Below are 19,172 nucleotides of genomic sequence, written 5' to 3'. Positions count from 1 at the left end.
GCCCGGTCCACAGCCAGTGCACCACCTCCCGCGACAGCGCCCGCAACGTGGGTTTTCCCCCGCGAGAACTACTCGACTTGCAAGTCCAGGCCCGAGCCGAACAGCACAGCCCCGCCTGGCAGCAGAGGTATGCCGTGCGTTCGGGAATCGAGGGCACTGTCTGCGAATTCGCGCACGGGCACGGCATGCGGCAATGTCGCTACCACGGCCAGCGCAAGGCCCACGTCCAGCACGTACTCACCGCCATCGCCGTCAACGTCGAACGACTCAGCGCAGGACTGCTACCAGACGAGCTATCCCCCACCCGGCCGCCAACGGCCTTCCAAAACCACCTGGACCAGAAGGGAATTCCCCGGCTGCGGTGCGATTCCCCTCATATCGTGGAGGCCGGACCATAGAGGAAAGGCCAGATGGCGGAGAAGAGACGCAAATACGATGCGGAGTTCCGTGAGGGAGCGGTCCGGATCGTGCGTGAGACCGGGCGGCCGGTCGCGCAGGTGGCCCATGAGCTGGGGGTCAACGAGGGCACGCTGACCACGTGGGTGGCCCGGGATCGGCAGCAGCGTGAGGGCGGCGACAGTGATCGGCTCAGTGAGTCCGAGCGTGAGGAGTTGCTGCGGTTGCGGCGGGAGAACGCCGAGCTGGCGATGGAGCGTGATGTGCTCAAGCGATCAGTGGTCCTGTGGGTGAAGGAGGCGACCAAGTGAGCGTGGCCGGGTTCATCGCCAGGTGCTCGGCCAGCTCACCGTCGAGGTAGGCGGCGTAGTCGCGGGCGGCAGCAGCCGTACCCTGCCCCGACTTCTCGTCGTCGGTCACCCATGCATCGCGGCGGTCCGCCAGGTACTCGCGGATCCGGCCCCGGTCGCGCCACCATTGCCGGACCGCTGCCGGTGTCCAGTGCTCGTCACCGTCACAGCCGTAGCCGGAGAAGGCTTCCGCCTCGGCGGCGTCGACCAGTTGCCGGAGTTCTTCCGCCGTCCGGGGCTGACGGTAGACGTACTCGGTGAAGTACTCGCCTTCATAGAGCACAAGCCCCGGGGCGTGGATTCGGCCGGTACCGCAGTTGTCGGTATCGGCCCCGTAGAACGGTCCGGGCACGTTGAGCCACTTCCGATCCGCCCATTGCCCACGGAACGACTCACGCGTGTCACCCAGCAGTGGCACCGGATCGAAGTAGAGCTCCACAGCAGAAGGGTAGCCAGGAACTGGAAAGATTCGCCGGACAGGACCTAGTCTCAAGGCCGCGCAGTTAGCGGGTTTGGCGGGGATGTCAACCGTGGCGGGTGGTGAATGGGGACAGCGGAACTGCTGGTAGAGAGGTGTTGTCCGCCAAGACAATCCGCTCATCCGAGGAGTTCCGCTGTCGATTCAGTCTATTGATCGCTCGCCGCTGGTAGCGCAGGGGGTGTTCGCCCCAGGGCATCTGGGCGAGTTGACCGGGATCGTGGGGTTCGACCTGGTCGACGCGGCGTTGGAGCAGGCCGGTGCAGTGCAGTCGCGGGTGCGGTTGCTGCCGTCGCGGGTGGTGGTGTATCTGCTGCTGGCCGGTGCGTTGTTCACCGGGCTCGGATACCGGCAGGTCTGGGCACGGTTGTGCGCCGGGTTGCCCGGCGCTGCGGTCACGCGCCCGGGTTCCTCGGCTCTGGCCCAGGCCCTGCGCCGGGTCGGAGTGAAACCGTTGCGGGTGCTGTTCGACCTGGTCCGTGGTCCGGCCGCCGGCGCGGCCCGGTGGCGTGGGCTTGTGGTGTGCGCGATCGACGGCACCACCATGTTCGTGCCCGACAGTGCGGCGAACGTGGCCCGTTTCGGTCGTCACGGCGGCGGCCACGCCGTTGCGGGTTACCCGATGCTGCGGCTACTGACAGTCGTTGCCTGCGGCACCCGCACCGTTGTCGATGCCGTATTCGGCCCGTCACAGATAGCCGAAACCACCTACGCACCGCGGCTTTTCCGATGTTTGCGGCCGGGCATGCTGCTGCTGGCCGACCGGAACTTCGCGGTCACCGCGCTGATCGAGCAGATCACCGCCACCGACACGGATCTGCTGATCCGCGCGAAACTCAACCGGCGCGTCCCCGCGATCCGGCACCTGAGCGACGGATCGTGGCTGACACGCACCGGCACGGCGACCGTCCGTGTGATCGACGCCGATATCGCCGTCACCTGCTCCGACGGGCCACGCCGGGTCGAGCGGTATCGGCTGATCACCAGCCTCACCGACCACTACCGATACCCCGCGGCCGATCTGGTCACGCTCTACCACCAGCGGTGGGAGATCGAAACCGGCTATTTCGAACTGAAATCGACCATTCTCGGCGGACGCGTGCTCCGCGCCCGTACCCCGGCCGGAGTCGAACAAGAGGTCTACGCCCTGCTGACCACCTACCAGGCACTACGCACCGCCATCGCTGACACCGCCCTGGCCACACCCGGTTTCGCACCCGACCGGGGCAGCTTCACCATCGCCCTGCACACCGCCCGCGACCAGCTCATCCACGCCACCGGCATCCTCGCCACCACCACGATCGACCTGATCGGCACGATCGGCCGAGCCGTGCTGGCCGACCCCCTCCCACCCCGCCGCGCCCGCACCAGTCCCCGCATCGTCAAACGCGCCATCTCCAAACACCGCGCCAAAGGCGACATCGACCGCAGAATCCACAAAAACGCAGATCAGCGTCCATATCGTGCCCGGTTGACAACCGGGCACGAACCTAAACTGCGCGGCCTTGGACCTAGTACATCCAGCCGTAGTTCGTGATGGTCATGTCGTGCTGCCGGATCGGCGCTGGTAGTGGCTGGTTTTGGCGCGATGCTGGTGTTGTCGGCGCCAGGTCGACCAGGCCGGTCGATGTCGTATGTTGCGGGCAGCGGTGGTGATCAGGGTGGCGAAGAGATGTCGAATATCGTTGCGAGTCAACGGGATCAGCTCTCGGATCGGGTGAGTGTTCGCGGATGGGGTGAGTGTTCGCGGATGGGGTGGTCGCGTGTTCGGTGACGGCGAGCACGGCCAGGAAGGCGTGGGCGAGCATCGACAGGATCGTCCAGCGCCGCCACGATTTCCAGCGCCGGACCTGATGCTGATCGAGCCCACACAGGCCTTTGCCGGTTTGGAAGTTCTCCTCAGTCGACCACTGGCGCCCGGCGACGGTGACCAGGCTGCGCAGCGGCCCGACGTCGCGAGCTAGGTCGTTTTGGCGCGATTGTGCTGTCGAGCGTTCCGTCCCCGAACGCTGTGGCGGCCTTGGCGGATAGGTCGACCGACCTTTGCCAGCAGAGCACCTCGGCCTGCTGTCGTCCAAATTGGTGGACATAGCCACTCTGTCGGTCGCACTTCGTCGCATGCATTCTCTGCAGGATCCAGCGCAAGCGCCAAGTGAATGCTTCCACGCCGCGGGTCGATCTGGAAAGCCTGCATCGAGCAACTGAAACCGTCAGTGAGCACGACGGCTTCCTCACCACCCCGGCGCAGCGCAGAAACGATCGAGTGCTCGGCAACGCGCATCGACATGTCGAAATGCTCGGCTTCGAACCCGAAGTTGCCCGCGACCCCGCAGCACGATGATGACTCGACGATGTTCCGCACGCCCCAGGCTTCGAGCACCCGTCGTTGCGACCCCGATCCGAATACCGAGTGCTCATGACAGTGGGTCTGCAGGACGACGCTCTCAGGAGGCGTGGCCGTCGGATTCCATCCGTGGTCGAGTGCCTCGGCTATCGCGACGGCAAAGGAGCGGACACGGGCCGCTACGCGTCTCGACGCCTCTCCACCGACAAGCTTCGGGCCTTCGTCACGAATGGTGGCGGCACAGCTCGGGTCCAGTACGACGATGTCGCGCGTCGTACCGTCATCCAAGCGAGCGATCAGCCTCGCCAATCGGCGGCGAGCGAAGTCGCGGTGCCCTGTCGAGATCCCGGTCAGCCCGCAACAGGCATCCGGGGCACACCCGACCGTCTTACCTGTCTCGCGGAGCACCCGCGCGGCCGCGGGAATCACTTGCGGACGGAAGGCACGGGTGAAGCTATCCACGAATACGAGCGTCTCGCCACCCCTCTCGAACCCGGCTTCGCGTGTACGTCGCCTGATCTCCCCAGCCCGCACGAAGGCGGGTACATCCCGACGCGCACTGACACCCAGGCGCTCTCCGAGGGAGCGGACGGCATGTATCCGCATCCCCAGATTCGCGAGCGTCGCGCCCCGCGAAAGCAGCGGCAGCCATCTAGGGAGCCATCCGATCGCGTAGTGCCTGAATGGGCGCAGTCGCCCTTGATAGTGCTCGTCGATGAGCTGCGATCGTGCATCAGCGATATCGACACCGGTTGGACAGTCGGTGGAGCAGGCCTTGCACGAGAGACAGAGATCCAGCGCTTCCCGGACTTCCGGGCTCGACCATCCTTTAACACTGCTTCCGTTGGTGCGCGCGAGTTCTTGGAGCACCCTCGCTCGCCCACGCGTCGAATCCTTCTCGTCTGCGGTGGCCCTGTAGCTCGGGCACATGAAGCCGCCCGAGTCCGCCCGACATCTCCCGACACCGATACACGCATGGGCGTGGCCGACGAACGGAGCCGTTCGAATGACACGCTTGTTCGCTGGAATGCCCGCGCTGGGCATCACCGCCTCGAGCGGGTGCACCTCCTGCTCCGGCATTGGCAAACCTGTCAGTGACAGGCTGCTGGAGAAGGGCTCGGGGTCGACGATGATCCCCGGGTTGAGCAAACCCACCGGGTCCCAGATGCTCTTGAACGCGCCGAAGAGCTCGATCATCTCCGCCGAGTACATGACGCGAAGCAACGCACTTCGCGCGCGCCCATCCCCGTGCTCGCCGGAGAGTGAGCCTCCGTGAGCGACGACAAGGGCAGCGGCCTCGTCGGTGAACGCTTCGAAAGCGCGGCGCCCCAGCTCACTGCGTAGGTCATAGTCGACACGCATGTGCACACAGCCGGCCCCGAAGTGTCCGTACATGAAGGCCGTGTACCCATACCGCTGGACGAGTGGGAGCAGATCGGCGAGGTAGTCGGCCAGTCGCTCTGGGGCCACCGCCGAGTCCTCCCAACCAGGCCAAGTCTGTACGCCATCGATCCGGCGTGAGGAAAGCCCGGCCCCATCCTCCCGGACACGCCAGAGCTTGGCGCGCTCTGTAGGATCTGTGACGATCAAATAGTCCACAACTCGTCCATGCGCACCCAGCGTTCGGACCAGGTGCTCGCACTGCTCTCTGGCGATCTCCATGACGTCGGCCGAGAACTCAACCATGAGGTACGCATCACCCTGGGGCAGCGATTCCACACTCTCCGCGCCTCTGCGGTGCTGCATGATGTCCACGATCGATCGATCGAGTCCCTCGATGGCGGTAGGCTTCATCGAAAGGATCGGTATGACATCACGTGCGGAGTCGATCGAACTCTTATAGCCGAGGCAGAGTAGCGCAGTGATCCGCGGTTTCGGCACCAGCCGGATCCTCGCTCCCACGACAATTGCGCAGGTCCCTTCGCTGCCGGCTAGTGCCCTGGCGACGTCGAAGCCCTGCTCGGGCAGCAGATGCCCGAGTTGGTAGCCGGACACCTGTCGTGGGATCGTCTGCAGCTCCGTTCGGATCGGTGCGAGGCCGGCCAGCGCCAGAGATCGCAGGTCTGCGTTCAGCTCCTCGGCGCGTGCGGCCGAGTACCCGTCTTCCCCATTGACAGCGGACAAACCCCCTGGCCCTGCACGCAGGTGAGCACCGTCCGCGGTGACCAGCTCGATCTCCCGGATGTGGTGCGACATCCGCCCGTACGCAACGGAGTGGTTTCCGCAGGCGTCGTTCCCGATCGAGCCGCCGACAGTCGCGCGGGTGAGTGACGAGGGGTCGGGCGCGACGGTGAATTCGCTCCGGGTGGCCCTCTCCACGTAGGAGCGCAGCGCCCCGAGCACCGCGCCGGCTGCAGCCCAGACAGTCCGAGTTTCAGCGTCGATTTCCCCGATCGAGTTCATCCATCGCGAGACATCGACGATCATGCCGGGCCCGATGGCGTTCCCCGCCATCGAGGTCCCGCCCCCTCGACTGATGACGGGGATCCCTGAGACTGAGCAGACCTCCAGGATGTTCCGAATATCCCGAACCGATCGAGGAAATGAGACAGCCGTTGGCCTCACCCGGTAGTTCGACGCGTCATAGGAGTACTCCGACAGCCTGCGATCCGAATCGTCAACCTCAATCCCTCGCCCCCGGAGTTCGCGGATCGCATCAGCAGCGCCTACCGCTCCATCCCCTACATGCCGGGGATGCGGATCGCTCACTGGTCTGCGCATGGATAGAGTCCACGAGCTTGGTGTGCTTCGGCCATCTTCTGAATTGCGAGCGATGTCGCCGCAACTCTGAGGCTCAACTGATGCTGTGCGGCGTGGGCGGAGACGCGTTCCCACGCAATACTCATACGCTCGGCGAGCCGCTGCTCCACCTCCGCCGCCGTCCAGCAATACGATTGGTTGACCTGGACTCCCTCGAAGTACGAGACGACCACACCTCCCGCATTCGCCACGAGCAGTTCGTCGGCGATCTCGCCAATGTCGGGTACAACCAGCACGCCCCGCTGCTCGAGGACCGCGTCCGCAATCCAGGTCGTGGGGCCGTTGGCGCACTCAACGATGATGCGCACCTTGACCAGTCCTATGTCCTGCTCGTTCATCACTCCCTCGATCACGGCCGGCATCAACATAACGACATCGAGTAGAAGGAGGTCGTCCTACTCTTGCAGTCCGTCAGCGCCGGGAAACCCGACGACGGACCCGGTCTCATCGACGTACCGCTCCAACTTCGACAGATCCAGACCCGATCGGCGAACACGGCACCGTACTGATCACTCACGGCCACCCGAACGCCAGCCGCATGTAGGAAGCCGGCCGCTCCACGACCCACTTTGCCGAATCCCTGTACGGCTGCGGTTGCATCGCTCGTGGCTACACCGAGGTCGCGCACAGCGGCCAGACCGATGTGCGCGACGCCTCGGGACGTTGCGCTGGCGCGCAAAGTAGATCCTCCCAGGAGAGAGCGGCTTGCCGGTCACCACGCCGAGCACAGTGTGTCCTCCGCCACCGAGTACGTATCCACCAGCCAGGCCATCGAACGTTCGTCGGTCCCGATGTCAGGCGCGGGAATGTCGACATCCGAGCCGAGGATCGGCGAGATCTCACTCGTGTAGTGCCGGGTGACGCGCTCGAGCTCGGCCAGCGAGTACCGGTCCGGGTCGATGCGCACGCCACCTTTGGCACCGCCGTATGGCACATCACTGGGTGCCCGGTGAGAACCTCTACAGAGCCATCGTCGCGACGTAGCGGGGACGCTCACGGTCAGCTCGCGGTGGGGAGCCGCCAGCATCGCGAATACGCTGTCGTCGTAGCCGAGGATATGCACTGCTTGCCGCAGCTGCTCTTGGGCGTCGGAAAGGGGACCAGCGGGCGCCGCAGCACCCGCCGCCGTAATCGTTGTCATCAAACCTCTATCTCGTGGAGCGCAACTCGGTATCGAACGACTAGCCCGACTGGGTCTTGCGGCCGGCTCCTGCGGTCGACCTACTGAGGCATGTGCGGACGGAAGATTCCGAGCAGCGCCGACGCGGGACAGCATGAGCCGCAGTGTGGGCTGGGCACCCTCCTGCAAAGGCCATGCTCACCGGGCCGTCTGAACCGTCAGCCCTTATTTGAATTTCGCCACGTTCTCCTGAGTGATGAGGTTGAACGGAAGCTCGTAGCGTTTGTTGATCTCACCGCCGTTCAGGAAGGCGGCGACCACTCGCACGGCTTCGGTACCCTGGCCTGCGGAGTCCTGCTGAACAGTAGCAGTCAGCTGCCCGTCGGCAATCGCCTGCACGCCGTCCGCGGTGCCGTCTATCCCAATGATGGCTTTGAACTCGCTCCTGCGACCGGCTTCGGCGATCGCCGAGGCTGCGCCGATCGCCGACTCGTCGTTCTGAGCGACCACGGCGACCAAGCTGCCGCGGGCGTAGCGCGAAAGGGTGTCTTCCATGATCCGCTTCGCGTCATCGCGGCTGCCGTTCGCCTGGAATTCGGAGACCACATTGATGTTGCGGGCGACTGTCCTCGCGAATCCCGTCTTCCGGCGATCCGTCCAGGATGCGCCGTAGGTGCCAGCGACGAAGAGAATGTCGCCGCCCTCTGGCAGCACCTCGTTCAGGTACTTGCCCTGCATCTCACCGGCGAGGGTGTCATCGATACCGATGTAGGATTTATAGGCAATATCGGCGCCCTCGGCGAACTCGGTCGACACGATGAACAGTGGGATGCCAGCGTCGATGACACGCTTGGCTGCGATCTGGCTGGCCTTGCCGTCGAGCGGCTGCAGGATCACGGCGTCGACCCGCTTCGTGATCAGATCCTCAATGTGGTTGAGCTCGTTCCCATTGTCCTTCTTCGAGTCCGCGAGTTCGACACCGATGCCGTGTTCGTCGCCCGCCTTCTTCATCGCCTTCGCCATGCCCGCGAGATCGGGGTCCTGTAGATCGAGGAGTACGACTCCGACCGTGTACTCGTGTCGGTCCCCGGCTCCGAAGGCACAGGCATTGAGCATCAGTGCACAGACCACAAGAACGGCGGCGATGGCGGAGCGGTAGCGTCGATGGATTTTCATTGATTTTCCTAGTCAGTTAGTAGGGATTGGAGTACCGGCCGGAACGGCCGGGTTCTTGTTCCTCGGATCTGGTCTGCTGTCGGGGTGACGCCCAGGGTTTCCCGGCATTCGATGCCTTATGAGAGAACGGCGCGCCTGACGGCAGACCAGGGCGTGTGGTGGTGGGATTCCGTTGCTCAAGCCCGGCGCAGGGGTGACTTCTTCGGTTCGTTCGCGAGCCTTGGAGCTCTTCGACAGCATGGAGTCCTGCGCTGGCCTGGAGTCACGTACGGCTAATGCGATGTCGGACCGTCGAGTCCCGTGATCAGGGTGCCGCGTGACCCCAACCAGGCTCGTCACCAAAACGAAACCTGATGAAGGAGAAGCGATTTGGGTTCCACTTGCGGAATCGACTGGGCAGAATCCCATCATGACGCCGCGATCGTCGACACCGACGGCCGAACCCGGGCCAGAGCCGAGGTCAACCATGATGCGGCCGGTTTCGCCCAGATCCTGAGCATGCTGGCCGAAGCTAACGACGCCGCCGAGAATCCGATCCCGGTAGCCATCGAAACCCACCGCGGCCTGCTCGTGGCCGCGCCGCGCGCCACCGGTCGCCCGAGCTATGCGGTCAACCCGCTCTCGGCCTCGCGTTACCACGCCCGCCACCAAGTGCCGGGGTCGAAGTCCGATGCCGCCGACGCGGTCCTGCTGGCCAACATCCTGCGCACCGACGCCGCTGCGCACCGACGGCTGCCCGCCGATACCGAACTCGCGCAAGCGATTCGAGTGTTGGCCCGCGCCCAGCAGGACGCGGTCTGGGCGCACCAGCAGATCAGCAACCAGGTCCGCGATCTGCTCAAAGACTTCTACCCCGCCGCCCTGCAAGCTTTCGCCCGCCTGTCCGGCGACGGCCTGGCCCGCCGCGACGCCCGCACCATCCTCACTGCGGCACCGACACCGACCCACGCGGCGACGCTGACCCGCACCCAGCTGCGCGCCCTGCTCGTCACGGCCGGACGTCAACGCGGCATCGACACCGAGATCGACCGGTTGCACGCCGTCTTCCGCGCCACCTACCTGCACCAGCTGCCGATGGCGGAAAACGCGATGGGTATCAGGCTGAGCGCGCTGTTGCGCCAGTTCGACGCCGCCCCTACCGCCGCCGACGATCTCACCCCGGCGGCCACGGCCCATTTTGACCAGCACCCGGACGCGAAGATCATCCTCAGCTTCCCCGGCCTGGGATCGCTGACCGGCGCCCAGGTGCTCGCCGAAATCGGAGACGACCGCCACCGCTTCGCCGACCCACGCGGCCTCAAAGCCTACGCCGGATCGGCCCCCATCACCCGCGCTAGCCGCAAGAAAACCGTTGTGCTGCACCGGCATAAATACCGGCGTCTCGCCGCCGTCGGGCCGATCTGGGCGCCGCCCTCGCTGAGGGCCTCGCCCGGGGTGCGGCGGCACTTCGATACCCGCCGCGCCACCGGTGACTGGAACCAGCAAGCCCAACGCCACCTGTTCAACAAATCCTCGGCCAACTCCACCACTGCCTGCTGACCCGCAGCCTCTACGACGAAGGTTGAGAGCTTCCACCTCCGCTCTCGCTCGCGGCTTGACTTTTAGCTTCATGAGATGTCTTTCATCGGTATTCGCGCAGGCGAGAATCCCAAGGTGCCCGTTCAGTTGGATTTCCAGCGACTCAGGAGCACGGCGAGCACGAGGATGACGCCCTGCACACCCTGCTGGTAGTAGGACGAAACATTGAGCAGGTTCATGCCGTTCATCACTGTGCCAAGGAGGAGCACGCCAATCACGGTGCCGCGGATCGTGCCGGAACCGCCGAAGAGGTTCGTGCCACCGATGACGACTGCGGCGATCACTTGGAGCTCGTACATGGTGCCGGCAGTCGGCGCGACGCTGTTCAGACGCGCCGTGAGGATGATGCCGCCCACCGCGGCGAGGGCGCCGCCGATGAGGTAAACGGTAAAGAGCACGCGCTGGATCGGGATGCCCACCTTCTGCGCAGACTCGATGTTGCCGCCGACCGTATAGACGTGAGAGCCGAACCTGGTGCGGCTCAGCACGAAGTCGCCGATCAAGGCGATGAGCAGGAAGATGATCACAGGGACCGGGATCGGCCCGATGAAACCGGAGCCGAGCCACTCCACCGGCTCACTCAGTCCGGAGACCACCTGACCGTCGGTGATAACGAGTGCGGCGCTTCGGGCCGTCACCATCGTGGCAAGCGTCGCGAGGAACGGCAGGATCTTTCCCCAGACGACGAGAGAGGCGCTGATCGACCCGACCAACAGTCCGACAGCAACGCTCGCGAGGAGCGGTATCCAGAGCGCCGTACCGTCGGACGGAGCCATCATGGCGAAGACGACACCGCTGAGGGCGACGACGGAGCCGACGGAGAGGTCGATGCCTGCGGTAATAATGATGAACGTCATGCCGACAGCGATAACGCCGATGATCGAGGACTGACGAACAATGTTGATCAGGTTGTCGAAAGTGAGGAAGTTGGGAGCCGCAGAAGCCAGAAAGGCCAGGACGACCGCGAACGTCAGCACGATCCCGTAGTCACCGACGAAATGCTTGATCCGGTCTTTTCGGGAGGATCGCTGATCGAGACCGCGCTCCGTCGGCCTCGCGATCGTTGTGCTCATGCTTCGCTCTCTTCTGTCGAGTACCAGCGGTCTGCGATCTTCGCGTCAGCGACTGCCGCCAAGGCGGTGCTACCGATCTGTCGGCGCTCGGCTCGGGCGCTTGTCGCTGCGCTGATGACGCCCTCGAGGGTCCCGTGGGAGATGAGGTGCGCCACCTCAGACTCGGTCGTCTCGCCATTTCGGAACCGGCCCACGACCTGCCCTTGCCGCATCACGGCAAAGCGGTCTGCCACGGCGAATGCCTCGTCGAGGCGGTGGGTGATGATGATCACCGCGATGTTCAACTCTTTGAGTCGCTGTGTGACCTCGATAAGTTTGTCGACCTTCGCGACCGAGAGGTTCGCCGTTGGCTCGTCCATGATGATGAGCTGGGCGTCGAAGGCGAGCGCGCGGCCGATCGCGACCGCCTGACGCTGTCCGCCCGACAGTCTTTTCACCTTCAGCCGCGGGTTGATGGGGATATCGAGGCGTTCGAGCACCCGGTTGGATTCCCTCTCCATCTTCTTCCGGTCGACGACGCGCACCAACGGTCCCAGGACGTTCCTCTGCGGCTCGCGTCCGAGGAAGATGTTCGTACGCACGTCCAGGTTGTCCGCGAGCGCGAAGTCCTGATAGACCATTTCGATGCCGGCGTTGCGGGAAGCTGCGGGCGTGTGGAAGTCGACCTGTTTGCCGTTCAGCCAGATCGATCCCTCGTCCGGCCGATACACGCCGGTGAGAACCTTCATCAGAGTTGACTTGCCCGCGGCGTTGTCACCGAGCAACGCGAAAGTCTCCCCTGGGAGCACGTCGATACTGACGCCCTGGAGCGCTGTCACGGCACCGAACGACTTTCGGATATCGTTTAGCGCGATCAGTGGTGTTGTCGGTTGTGGCACGTGGGTCATCTCATCTCGTCATCGATAGATCTATTGCCATGATTCATGTGGCCGGCCGCACAATTCTGTGCCAGTCTGAAACAGTCGGCAGAGGTTGGCAAAAGGGTCTCCAGGGGCACGGGATCAGGGAACGTTGGAGTGCGCGGACGCCGTCACGCCGTGCGTCGATAGGTCGACTACATCTCTGAGCGGCTCGTTCGCCTTCCACCGCCTCAGATTCTCGGCAAAACAGTCGACGACGCGGCCTCGCCAACCAACCAGGTCCCCCGAGGCGTGCGGCGAGACCAGAATTCGGTCCCGGCTCCACAGCGGGTTGTCCCCCCAGAGCGGTTCCCGCGCGAACACGTCCAGAGCCGCTCCCCCCAGGTGCCCCGAGTCGACCGCAGCGATCAGGTCATTCTCGACAACCACCGCGCCTCGCCCGACGTTGACCAGCCTGGCACCCCGCCGCATCTTCCCGATTCGGACCGCGTCGAACAGTCCCCGCGTCACCTCCGTGAGTGGGAGGGTGAGCACAACGTCATCGACCTGCCCTAGCAGATCATCGAGGTCGGAGAATGCACGGATCGGGCCGAGCTGGGGATCGTCCCGCGAGGAGCGACCGGTGACCGTCACATCCATACCGGCGGCGCGCAGGAGCAGGACGGTCTCTCGCCCCACCGGCCCTGGGCCTATGACAAGCACTTTCCGCCCGAGCAGCGGCTCTGTTTCCCGGTGCAGCCACCGTCGCGCCTGCTGCAGCTCGATCGTACGGCGCAGATCCTTGGTGAACATCAGCAGCACGCCGAGGATCCACTCAGCGATGGGCCGCTCGCACACTCCCCTCGAGTTGCTGACGACGATGTCCCCATTGACGATCTCTTCGGTCAGCAGCGCATCCACCCCGATGCTGGAGGTATGGATCCAGCGCAGCTCGGCGGGGCCCACCTCGCGCAGCAAGCTGGTCCGAAAATCGTTCAGGAACAGAATTTCTGCCCCGGGCTGCGCAGCACGCAGTTCGTCGGCCGTGCGCACGACGACAATATCCGCCTCCGATGCAACACGTTCCATTGGAGGCTCTGGCCGACCCTCCTGAACGATCACAATCACCTTCGGTCGAGACACGTCTCCTCCAATCCTCAAGCCCGCGAGTCACCCTTCGTAGTCGTGGGCTACCAGCCGCCTTGCCAACCGCTCATCAGGCCGTACGGCAGTCGCTGTGGCTCCTCGTCCGGCAGACTCTGCAGGAAGTCGAAATCACATCCCTCGTCAGCCTGCAGTACGTGATCGAGGAACAAGCGGCCGTAGCCGCGGCGGTACTTCCGCTCAGGGAGCTCTGTCTCTGCCAGCCTCCGGTTGATCACCTCAGCCGGAACGTCGAGGTCCAGTCGCTGGTTCTCGACATCGAGCACAATCTGGTCGCCGTCGCGGACGGCTGCGAGAGGTCCACCGACGGCCGATTCGGGCGCGACATGGAGGACGGTAGTACCGAACGCTGTACCGCTCATCCGCGCGTCCGAGATACGGACGATGTCCCGCACACCCCTGCGCAGCAGCTTCTCCGGAATTGGCAGCATTCCCCACTCCGGCATACCGGGCGCGCCGACTGGGCCACAGTTGCGCAGCACCAACACCGAATCCTCGGTGATCTTCAGAGCTGGATCATCGATCCGGTTGCTGAGATCGTCGATGCTGTCGAAGACAACCGCGGGCCCCCGGTGCCGCAACAGCTCCGGTGAGGCGGCGCTGCGCTTGATCACCGCTCCATTAGGTGCGAGTGAACCGCGGACGACCGCGATGCCGCCCGAGGCATCGAAGGGCTCCTCGAGCTTGCCGATCACCACACCATCGGGCTCGAGCGCATCCGCATAACCCTCACCGAGCGTCTTCCCGGTGATCGTAGTCGCCTCTGTGTGCAGCAACGGATCGAGCTGCTTGAGCACCGAGGCGATGCCGCCGACCTCGAACAGCTGCTTCACTAGGTGCTCACCGGATGGGCGCACATTCACGATACGCGGCGTGCGCTGCGAGATCTGGTGGAAGCGGTCGAGATGCAGGTCGACGCCGACACGTCGTGCGAGCGCGAGCAGGTGCACGACCGCGTTCGTCGAACCGCCGACGGCCATGAGCAGCGTGATCGCGTTGTCGAAGGCGTCTGCGGTCAGCACCTCGCTCGGCCTTGGCCCCTGGGTAAGCGCCATCTCGACCGCACGCCGACCTGTGGCCTCAGCGGCTGCCGCTCTGCGGGAATCGACTGCGGGAATCGAGGCTGTGGCAGGAAGGCACATGCCGAGCGCCTCCACGATGGAGGTCATCGTGGAGGCAGTCCCCATCTCGCTGCAATGCCCGGCGGTCGGCTTCGCGGAGGCCTCTAGCTCATCGAAGTCCCCCTGCGTCATCTTGCCGGCCCGCAGCTCGTCGGCGTAGCGCCACGTGTCAGTTCCCACACCCAGCTGCTTCCCGCGGAAATACGCAGGCTCTTGGGGGCCGCCGGTCAGCATGATCGCGGGAATGTCGGCGCTCGCCGCTCCCATCAGCTGGGCGGGCACGGTCTTGTCGCAGCCGCCGAGCAGCACGACGGCGTCGAGCGGGTATGCGCGGATCGACTCCTCGACGTCCATCGCCATGAGGTTCCTGAACTGCATCGCCGAGGGCTTCATCAGGCTCTCGCCCAGAGAGATCGTGGGGAACTCGAGTGGGAGACCGCCAGCCATCAGCACGCCGCGCTTCACGGCATCGGCGAGCAGCCGGAAGTGGATGTTGCAGTTCACGAGTTCCGACCAGGAGTTCGCGATGCCGATGACCGGTCGACCGGAGATTGCGAAGCGCGAGAACCCCTCCGCTTGTATCGCAGTGCGGTGCACGAAGCCGGTCAGGTCCCGCGGACCGAACCATCGCGCGCTCCGGAGGTTGGTGTGGCACTCTTCTTCCATGGCTTCGCACGGTCCTTACGTTGGCGATTGTGGGGTGGGGAACTGGTCTAGGAGCGACGGATCCGTTCTGGCGCGCCTGCTAGGCGGCGGATGTGCCGCCGTCGAAGGCCATGCAGGTTCCCGTCGCGAAGGCTCCCTCAATCGCGAGAAAGTAGATGGCGCGGGCCACCTCGACCGGGTCAGCGAGGCGGTTCAACGGCACGCTCGCCTCCTTCTCTTGCAGCGCGCGCTGGGGATCGGGCTCGTCCGCAATCCCAGCCCGAAGCATCGCCGTGTCGATCGGCCCGGGGCAGACCGCGTTGACCCTGACGTTCGGGGCCAACTCCAGGGCAAGAGCCCGGGTCAGGCCGACCACTCCAGCCTTGGCCGCGCAGTAGTGGGCGAGACCGGCGACCCCCATCGACGCAAGGTCGGACGCCACATTCACGATGGATCCCGACCCTGCCTTGCGCATGCGCAGCCCGGCCGCACGCGCGACGTAGAAGGTTCCCGACAGGTTGGTGTCGACCACCTGCCGCCAGAGGCCGTCGCTCAGCCGGTCGAGCGGAGCGAACCCAGCGACGCCGGCGGCGTTGACCACGACGTCGATGCCGCCGAGCGCATCGGCCGCAGCCGCCACGGCCGCCGATACCGAAGCGGAGCTGGAGACGTCGGTGACGAAGGCGTGCGCACCCTCCCCCAACTCCCCGGAAATGCGCTGCAATTCCTCCTCGCGCCGCGCAAGAAGCGCCACTGCCGCCCCTCGGCTCGCGAACAGCCGTGCCGTCGCCTCGCCGACTCCGGAGGTTGCTCCGGTGACGAGCACCCTCGGCCGCTCGAGCGAGTCCTGATGCGTGCGTTCCTCCATCAGCGCCAGAGCTCCTTCCACTGTCCGTCGCGCATGCCGATTCCGAGTAGACCAGTGCGATCGCCCTGCCGGGTGTTCCGATATGAGACAGGTGTGGGGATCTGCCATGTTCCTAGGCTGATCGAGACAGATGCCGCGTTCGCGAGCGGTATCGAAACGCGTCAGCTCTCGGAATCGAGGAGTCCATTTGAATCGGCAAGATCGCATCGGAGTCGGCCTCATCTCAGTCGGATGGATGGGGCGCCTGCACTCACGTGCCTACCTCTCTACTAGGCAGTTCTATCCCGAACTGCCGAAACACCCCGAGCTCGTAGTCGCCGCCGATCCCGACGAGAGCGGTCGCGGGCACGCCGAGAACGCACTCGGTTACCGCGAGACGACGACGGATTATCGCGAGCTCCTCGCACATCCCGATGTCGACGTCGTATCCATCTGCGCCCCCAACTTCCTCCACCACGAGATCGCTCTCGCCACTATCGCGGCGGGCAAGCCCTTCTGGATCGAGAAGCCGATGGGACGCAGTGCCCGCGAGTCTCGCGAGATCGCTGAGGGCGCGACCGCCGCTGGACTTGTGACCGCGGTCGGCTTCAACTATCGTCACGCGCCGGCTGTCGCCGAGGCCCGCCGCATCATCCACTCCGGGTCGCTCGGGCGCATCACGAACATCCAGGTCCGGCTCATGGCCGATTACGCCTCGGATCCGGGTCAGGTGTTCACCTGGCGCTACGAACAAGCCCACGCCGGGTCGGGCGTGCTCGGCGACGTCCTCTCCCACGGCTTCGACCTCGCGCAGTTCCTCGTCGGCCGCGTCTCCGAGGTGACCGCGCTGACCGACACCTTCATCTCGGAGCGACCACTCCCCATCGGTAAATCGGCCAACAGCTTCGACAAGGGCCAGGCCTCCGACATGACCCACCCAGTCGAGAACGAGGACTACGCGGCGATACTCGCGCGATTCGACAACGGCGCAGTCGGCGTCTTCGAGTCGACCCGGGTCGCGACCGGCCCGCACGCCGAGTACACGGTCGAGGTCTACGGCACCGAGGGGTCTCTACGGTGGAACTTCGAGCGCATGAACCAGTTCGAACTCGCCGACGATCGCCGCGGCTACCGCATGATCGCCACCGACACGTCATGCGGCGACTTCGGTCGATTCCAGCCCGGCCCCGGCCCCGGCATCGGCTTCAACGATTTGAAGACCATCGAGGCATCGCTGTTCCTGCGCTCAGTGGCCGAAGGCCGGCAACTCGCCCCATCAGCGGCAGACGGCTGGAGCGCCTCTGAACTTGTCGATGCCTGTCTGCGCAGTGCTGAGTCCGGTGTGTGGACGACGATCCCCAAGGTGACCGGGGAGACCACTTACCAAAGTTAGAGGTCGCGCATAATGGTTTGGTTACCGGCGGCGTGCTGGGCTGGGTGTCCCAGCAGTGCTGATCCAGGCGCGGCGGATAAGAGCGCGGACGATGCTGATGGCGTCGGCGAGGTCGAACCAGGCGTCGATGACGCGTACGCGGCGTTCTTAGCAACGTCGCAGCCTGTTGAAAGATGAAATAGCGATCACAAGACTGGTGAGATCGCGTATTGAACTGTCGACTTATCTAATGGCAGCGGTTTCGTGGTCGGGGTCAGCTGCCCCGTAGCGTGCCGCAGGAGACCGGGCGGGCTGACTCGTGAACCGTCTGTCGCCCTTGCGGTTGACTTGCCCGTGATGTGTCTGGCCAGTCCCCGATAACGCGACCACCCGGTAGTAGAGCCCGGGTTGTTTCGTCTGTTGTCAGTTGATCCGACAGTCCACCGGGTGGTGGGTGTGGGTGCAGGCCGCAGCGTACTCGGCCGGTGTCCGGTAGCCCAGCGCTGAATGCCGGTGCCGCAGGTTGTGGTCGGTCTTGAAGTCACCGATGACCACGCGGGCCTCGAGCAGGGAGGTCCAGTGGTTGCGGTTGAGGCACTCGGTGCGCAACCGGCGGTTGAACGACTCGATGTAGCCGTTGTTCCACGGCGTGCCGGGCGGAATGTAGGCGATGCCGACCCGGTCGACGCAGAACCGTTGCAGCGCTGCGGAAATCAGCTCGGGACCGTTGTCGCACCGCAGCACCTTCGGCACACCCCGGGCAGCGAAAACCCGCCCGAGCTCGATGACCAGTTTCTCTGCGGTGATCGAGCGTTCCACCAGGTGCAGCAGCGACTCACGAGTGTGCTCATCGACCATCGACGCGATCTTCACCACCCGCCCATCAACCGTGGAGTCGAACTGGAAGTCCAACGCCCACACCGTCCTCGGTGCGTCCGCGGCGACCGCCGGCACCGAGGACGACCCGAGTGTCAGCGTTCACGAAAATCCGCAGGTAAGCCGTTTTCCGTTCACGTATTCGGGCAGGGCCGCGTTCACGTAATTCCCCAGCGGGAAGGCGGTCGCGGCTGGTGTGGTCCTCGCAGGAGTTGGCTGCTCCCATCGCTCGATGGTGATGGGAGCCTGTATTGGCGAGGAGAACGTTCGACGTGGTCGATATCGTCGAGATCTTGGTTCACTGGCATGCGGGTCGTTCGCAGAGCCAGATCGCGTCCAGCCTCGGGCTGGACCGCAAAACGGTGAAGAAGTATGTGGACCCGGCGATCGCGGCTGGGTTGTCACCGGGCGGGCCGCAGCGCTCGCCCGCGGAGTGGAGCGAGCTGGTGCGGCAGTGGTTTCCGCAGATCGCTGACACGAGGGTGCGGCAGACAACGTGGCCGGAGATCGAGCAGCATCGCGAGTTCGTCGTGGCGATGACGAAGGCGGGGGTGACCCGGCAGACGATCTGGCAGCGGTTGCGCGACGAGCACGGCCTGACGGCGTCGGTGTCGTCGCTGAAACGGTATATGGACGCCAACTTGCCTGAGGAGAACCTGCGGTCGCGGGTGACGGTGTTGCGGGAGGATCCCCCGGCGGGTGAGGAAGCGCAGATCGATTATGGGTATCTGGGTTCGTGGGTGGATCCGGTCGGTGGCCGACGCCGCCGGATCTGGGCGTTCGTGATGGTGCTGGCGTTGTCGCGGTTGATGTTCGTGCGGCCGGTGCTGACGATGGATCAGCGGGCGTGGACCGAGGCGCATGTGGAGGCGTTCGCGTTCTTCGGCGGCGTGCCCAAACGCCTGGTGCCGGACAATCTGCGGACCGGTGTGGCGCGGCCGGATCTGTATGACCCGAAGATCAACCGGTCCTATGCCGAGTTGGCCAACCATTACGGCGCCCTCGTCGATCCCGCGCGGCGCGGGAAGCCAAA

General features: G+C 64.8%; 17 protein-coding genes and 2 pseudogenes. 7 read left to right on the top strand and 12 right to left on the bottom strand.

Annotated features, from left to right (window positions below; translation table 11 throughout):
- Together NA4_RS39650 and NA4_RS31985 are read left to right on the top strand one after the other, a co-directional pair.
- A partial coding sequence (locus tag NA4_RS39650; protein WP_174553021.1) for a transposase occupies positions 1-398 on the top strand: 398 nt, incomplete at its 5' end.
- Positions 399-410: 12 nt separating this feature from the next.
- Complete coding sequence (locus NA4_RS31985) at positions 411-707, top strand: transposase (protein ID WP_067478692.1); 297 nt, start codon at positions 411-413, stop codon at positions 705-707.
- Here NA4_RS31985 and NA4_RS31980 read toward each other — a convergent pair.
- Positions 664-1,185: a ferredoxin gene (locus NA4_RS31980; protein WP_067478689.1), complete on the bottom strand. Its 522-nt coding sequence runs from the start codon at positions 1,183-1,185 to the stop codon at positions 664-666. The two genes, NA4_RS31985 and NA4_RS31980, sit on opposite strands and share 44 nt — an antisense overlap.
- Positions 1,186-1,405: 220 nt before the next feature.
- On the opposite strand from NA4_RS31980, the gene NA4_RS31975 reads away from it, so the two are divergent.
- Positions 1,406-2,761, top strand: coding sequence for an IS4 family transposase (locus NA4_RS31975; protein ID WP_067478684.1), 1,356 nt, complete (start codon positions 1,406-1,408; stop codon positions 2,759-2,761).
- A 226-nt stretch (positions 2,762-2,987) separates the two neighbouring features.
- Positions 2,988-3,188, top strand: coding sequence for a hypothetical protein (locus tag NA4_RS40890; RefSeq protein ID WP_157129416.1), 201 nt, complete (start codon positions 2,988-2,990; stop codon positions 3,186-3,188).
- Here NA4_RS40890 and NA4_RS31970 read toward each other — a convergent pair.
- The 5 genes from NA4_RS31970 to NA4_RS31960 all read right to left on the bottom strand — a co-directional run bounded on the left by NA4_RS31970 (position 3,185) and on the right by NA4_RS31960 (position 8,564).
- Positions 3,185-6,289 (bottom strand): FAD-binding and (Fe-S)-binding domain-containing protein, encoded by a 3,105-nt coding sequence (locus NA4_RS31970; protein ID WP_084497657.1) that lies wholly within the window; start codon positions 6,287-6,289, stop codon positions 3,185-3,187. The genes NA4_RS40890 and NA4_RS31970 overlap by 4 nt on opposite strands.
- Positions 6,274-6,696, bottom strand: coding sequence for a Glu/Leu/Phe/Val dehydrogenase (locus tag NA4_RS43365; protein ID WP_281180083.1), 423 nt, complete (start codon positions 6,694-6,696; stop codon positions 6,274-6,276). Before NA4_RS43365 ends, NA4_RS31970 begins: the two co-directional genes overlap by 16 nt.
- Positions 6,690-7,007 (bottom strand): Rossmann-fold NAD(P)-binding domain-containing protein, encoded by a 318-nt coding sequence (locus NA4_RS43360; RefSeq protein WP_281180082.1) that lies wholly within the window; start codon positions 7,005-7,007, stop codon positions 6,690-6,692. Before NA4_RS43360 ends, NA4_RS43365 begins: the two co-directional genes overlap by 7 nt.
- Positions 7,008-7,040: 33 nt before the next feature.
- Positions 7,041-7,469 (bottom strand): Glu/Leu/Phe/Val dehydrogenase dimerization domain-containing protein, encoded by a 429-nt coding sequence (locus tag NA4_RS42910; protein WP_245671683.1) that lies wholly within the window; start codon positions 7,467-7,469, stop codon positions 7,041-7,043.
- A 204-nt stretch (positions 7,470-7,673) separates the two neighbouring features.
- Positions 7,674-8,564 carry a sugar ABC transporter substrate-binding protein gene (locus NA4_RS31960; protein ID WP_281180084.1) on the bottom strand — a complete coding sequence of 297 codons (891 nt, stop codon included), beginning with the start codon at positions 8,562-8,564 and terminating at the stop codon, positions 7,674-7,676.
- Between the two features lie 429 nt (positions 8,565-8,993).
- Here NA4_RS31960 and NA4_RS31955 point away from each other — a divergent pair.
- Positions 8,994-10,189: pseudogene (locus tag NA4_RS31955) on the top strand (IS110 family RNA-guided transposase).
- A gap of 96 nt (positions 10,190-10,285) precedes the next feature.
- On the opposite strand, the gene NA4_RS31950 reads toward NA4_RS31955, so the two are convergent.
- From NA4_RS31950 to NA4_RS31930, 5 genes are all read right to left on the bottom strand, one after another.
- Positions 10,286-11,275 (bottom strand): ABC transporter permease, encoded by a 990-nt coding sequence (locus tag NA4_RS31950; protein ID WP_067478678.1) that lies wholly within the window; start codon positions 11,273-11,275, stop codon positions 10,286-10,288.
- The gene (locus tag NA4_RS31945; protein WP_084497656.1) at positions 11,272-12,162 is read right to left on the bottom strand and encodes an ATP-binding cassette domain-containing protein; all 891 of its coding nucleotides are present in this window, start codon (positions 12,160-12,162) and stop codon (positions 11,272-11,274) included. Before NA4_RS31945 ends, NA4_RS31950 begins: the two co-directional genes overlap by 4 nt.
- A gap of 114 nt (positions 12,163-12,276) precedes the next feature.
- Positions 12,277-13,167, bottom strand: coding sequence for a D-2-hydroxyacid dehydrogenase (locus NA4_RS31940; RefSeq protein ID WP_218022479.1), 891 nt, complete (start codon positions 13,165-13,167; stop codon positions 12,277-12,279).
- A gap of 137 nt (positions 13,168-13,304) precedes the next feature.
- Positions 13,305-15,065: an IlvD/Edd family dehydratase gene (locus tag NA4_RS31935; RefSeq protein ID WP_067478667.1), complete on the bottom strand. Its 1,761-nt coding sequence runs from the start codon at positions 15,063-15,065 to the stop codon at positions 13,305-13,307.
- 79 nt (positions 15,066-15,144) lie between these two features.
- Complete coding sequence (locus NA4_RS31930) at positions 15,145-15,912, bottom strand: SDR family NAD(P)-dependent oxidoreductase (RefSeq protein ID WP_067478695.1); 768 nt, start codon at positions 15,910-15,912, stop codon at positions 15,145-15,147.
- 187 nt (positions 15,913-16,099) lie between these two features.
- On the opposite strand from NA4_RS31930, the gene NA4_RS31925 reads away from it, so the two are divergent.
- Positions 16,100-17,284: a Gfo/Idh/MocA family protein gene (locus tag NA4_RS31925; protein WP_067478664.1), complete on the top strand. Its 1,185-nt coding sequence runs from the start codon at positions 16,100-16,102 to the stop codon at positions 17,282-17,284.
- A 402-nt stretch (positions 17,285-17,686) separates the two neighbouring features.
- On the opposite strand, the pseudogene NA4_RS31920 reads toward NA4_RS31925, so the two are convergent.
- Positions 17,687-18,226 (bottom strand): annotated as a pseudogene (locus NA4_RS31920) (integrase core domain-containing protein); the annotation flags it as partial.
- Positions 18,227-18,411: 185 nt separating this feature from the next.
- Here NA4_RS31920 and istA point away from each other — a divergent pair.
- The coding region (gene istA, locus NA4_RS31915; RefSeq protein WP_157129415.1) for an IS21 family transposase at positions 18,412-19,172 on the top strand (761 nt) is incomplete at its 3' end.

It is taken from the genome of Nocardia amamiensis NBRC 102102, from assembly GCF_001612745.1.
Lineage (GTDB): Bacteria > Actinomycetota > Actinomycetes > Mycobacteriales > Mycobacteriaceae > Nocardia > Nocardia amamiensis.
This window is presented reverse-complemented; position numbering and strand designations above follow the sequence as displayed.

Bases quoted from the DNA above. Each gene is read 5' to 3' on its own strand.
- NA4_RS31950 (WP_067478678.1), bottom strand. From the start codon at position 11,275: ATGAGCACAACGATCGCGAGGCCGACGGAGCGCGGTCTCGATCAGCGA.
- NA4_RS31985 (WP_067478692.1), top strand. From the start codon at position 411: ATGGCGGAGAAGAGACGCAAATACGATGCGGAGTTCCGTGAGGGAGCG.
- NA4_RS31945 (WP_084497656.1), bottom strand. From the start codon at position 12,162: ATGACCCACGTGCCACAACCGACAACACCACTGATCGCGCTAAACGAT.
- NA4_RS43365 (WP_281180083.1), bottom strand. From the start codon at position 6,696: ATGTTGATGCCGGCCGTGATCGAGGGAGTGATGAACGAGCAGGACATA.
- NA4_RS31960 (WP_281180084.1), bottom strand. From the start codon at position 8,564: ATGCTCAATGCCTGTGCCTTCGGAGCCGGGGACCGACACGAGTACACG.
- NA4_RS31970 (WP_084497657.1), bottom strand. From the start codon at position 6,289: ATGCGCAGACCAGTGAGCGATCCGCATCCCCGGCATGTAGGGGATGGA.
- NA4_RS31930 (WP_067478695.1), bottom strand. From the start codon at position 15,912: ATGGAGGAACGCACGCATCAGGACTCGCTCGAGCGGCCGAGGGTGCTC.
- NA4_RS42910 (WP_245671683.1), bottom strand. From the start codon at position 7,469: ATGACAACGATTACGGCGGCGGGTGCTGCGGCGCCCGCTGGTCCCCTT.
- NA4_RS31935 (WP_067478667.1), bottom strand. From the start codon at position 15,065: ATGGAAGAAGAGTGCCACACCAACCTCCGGAGCGCGCGATGGTTCGGT.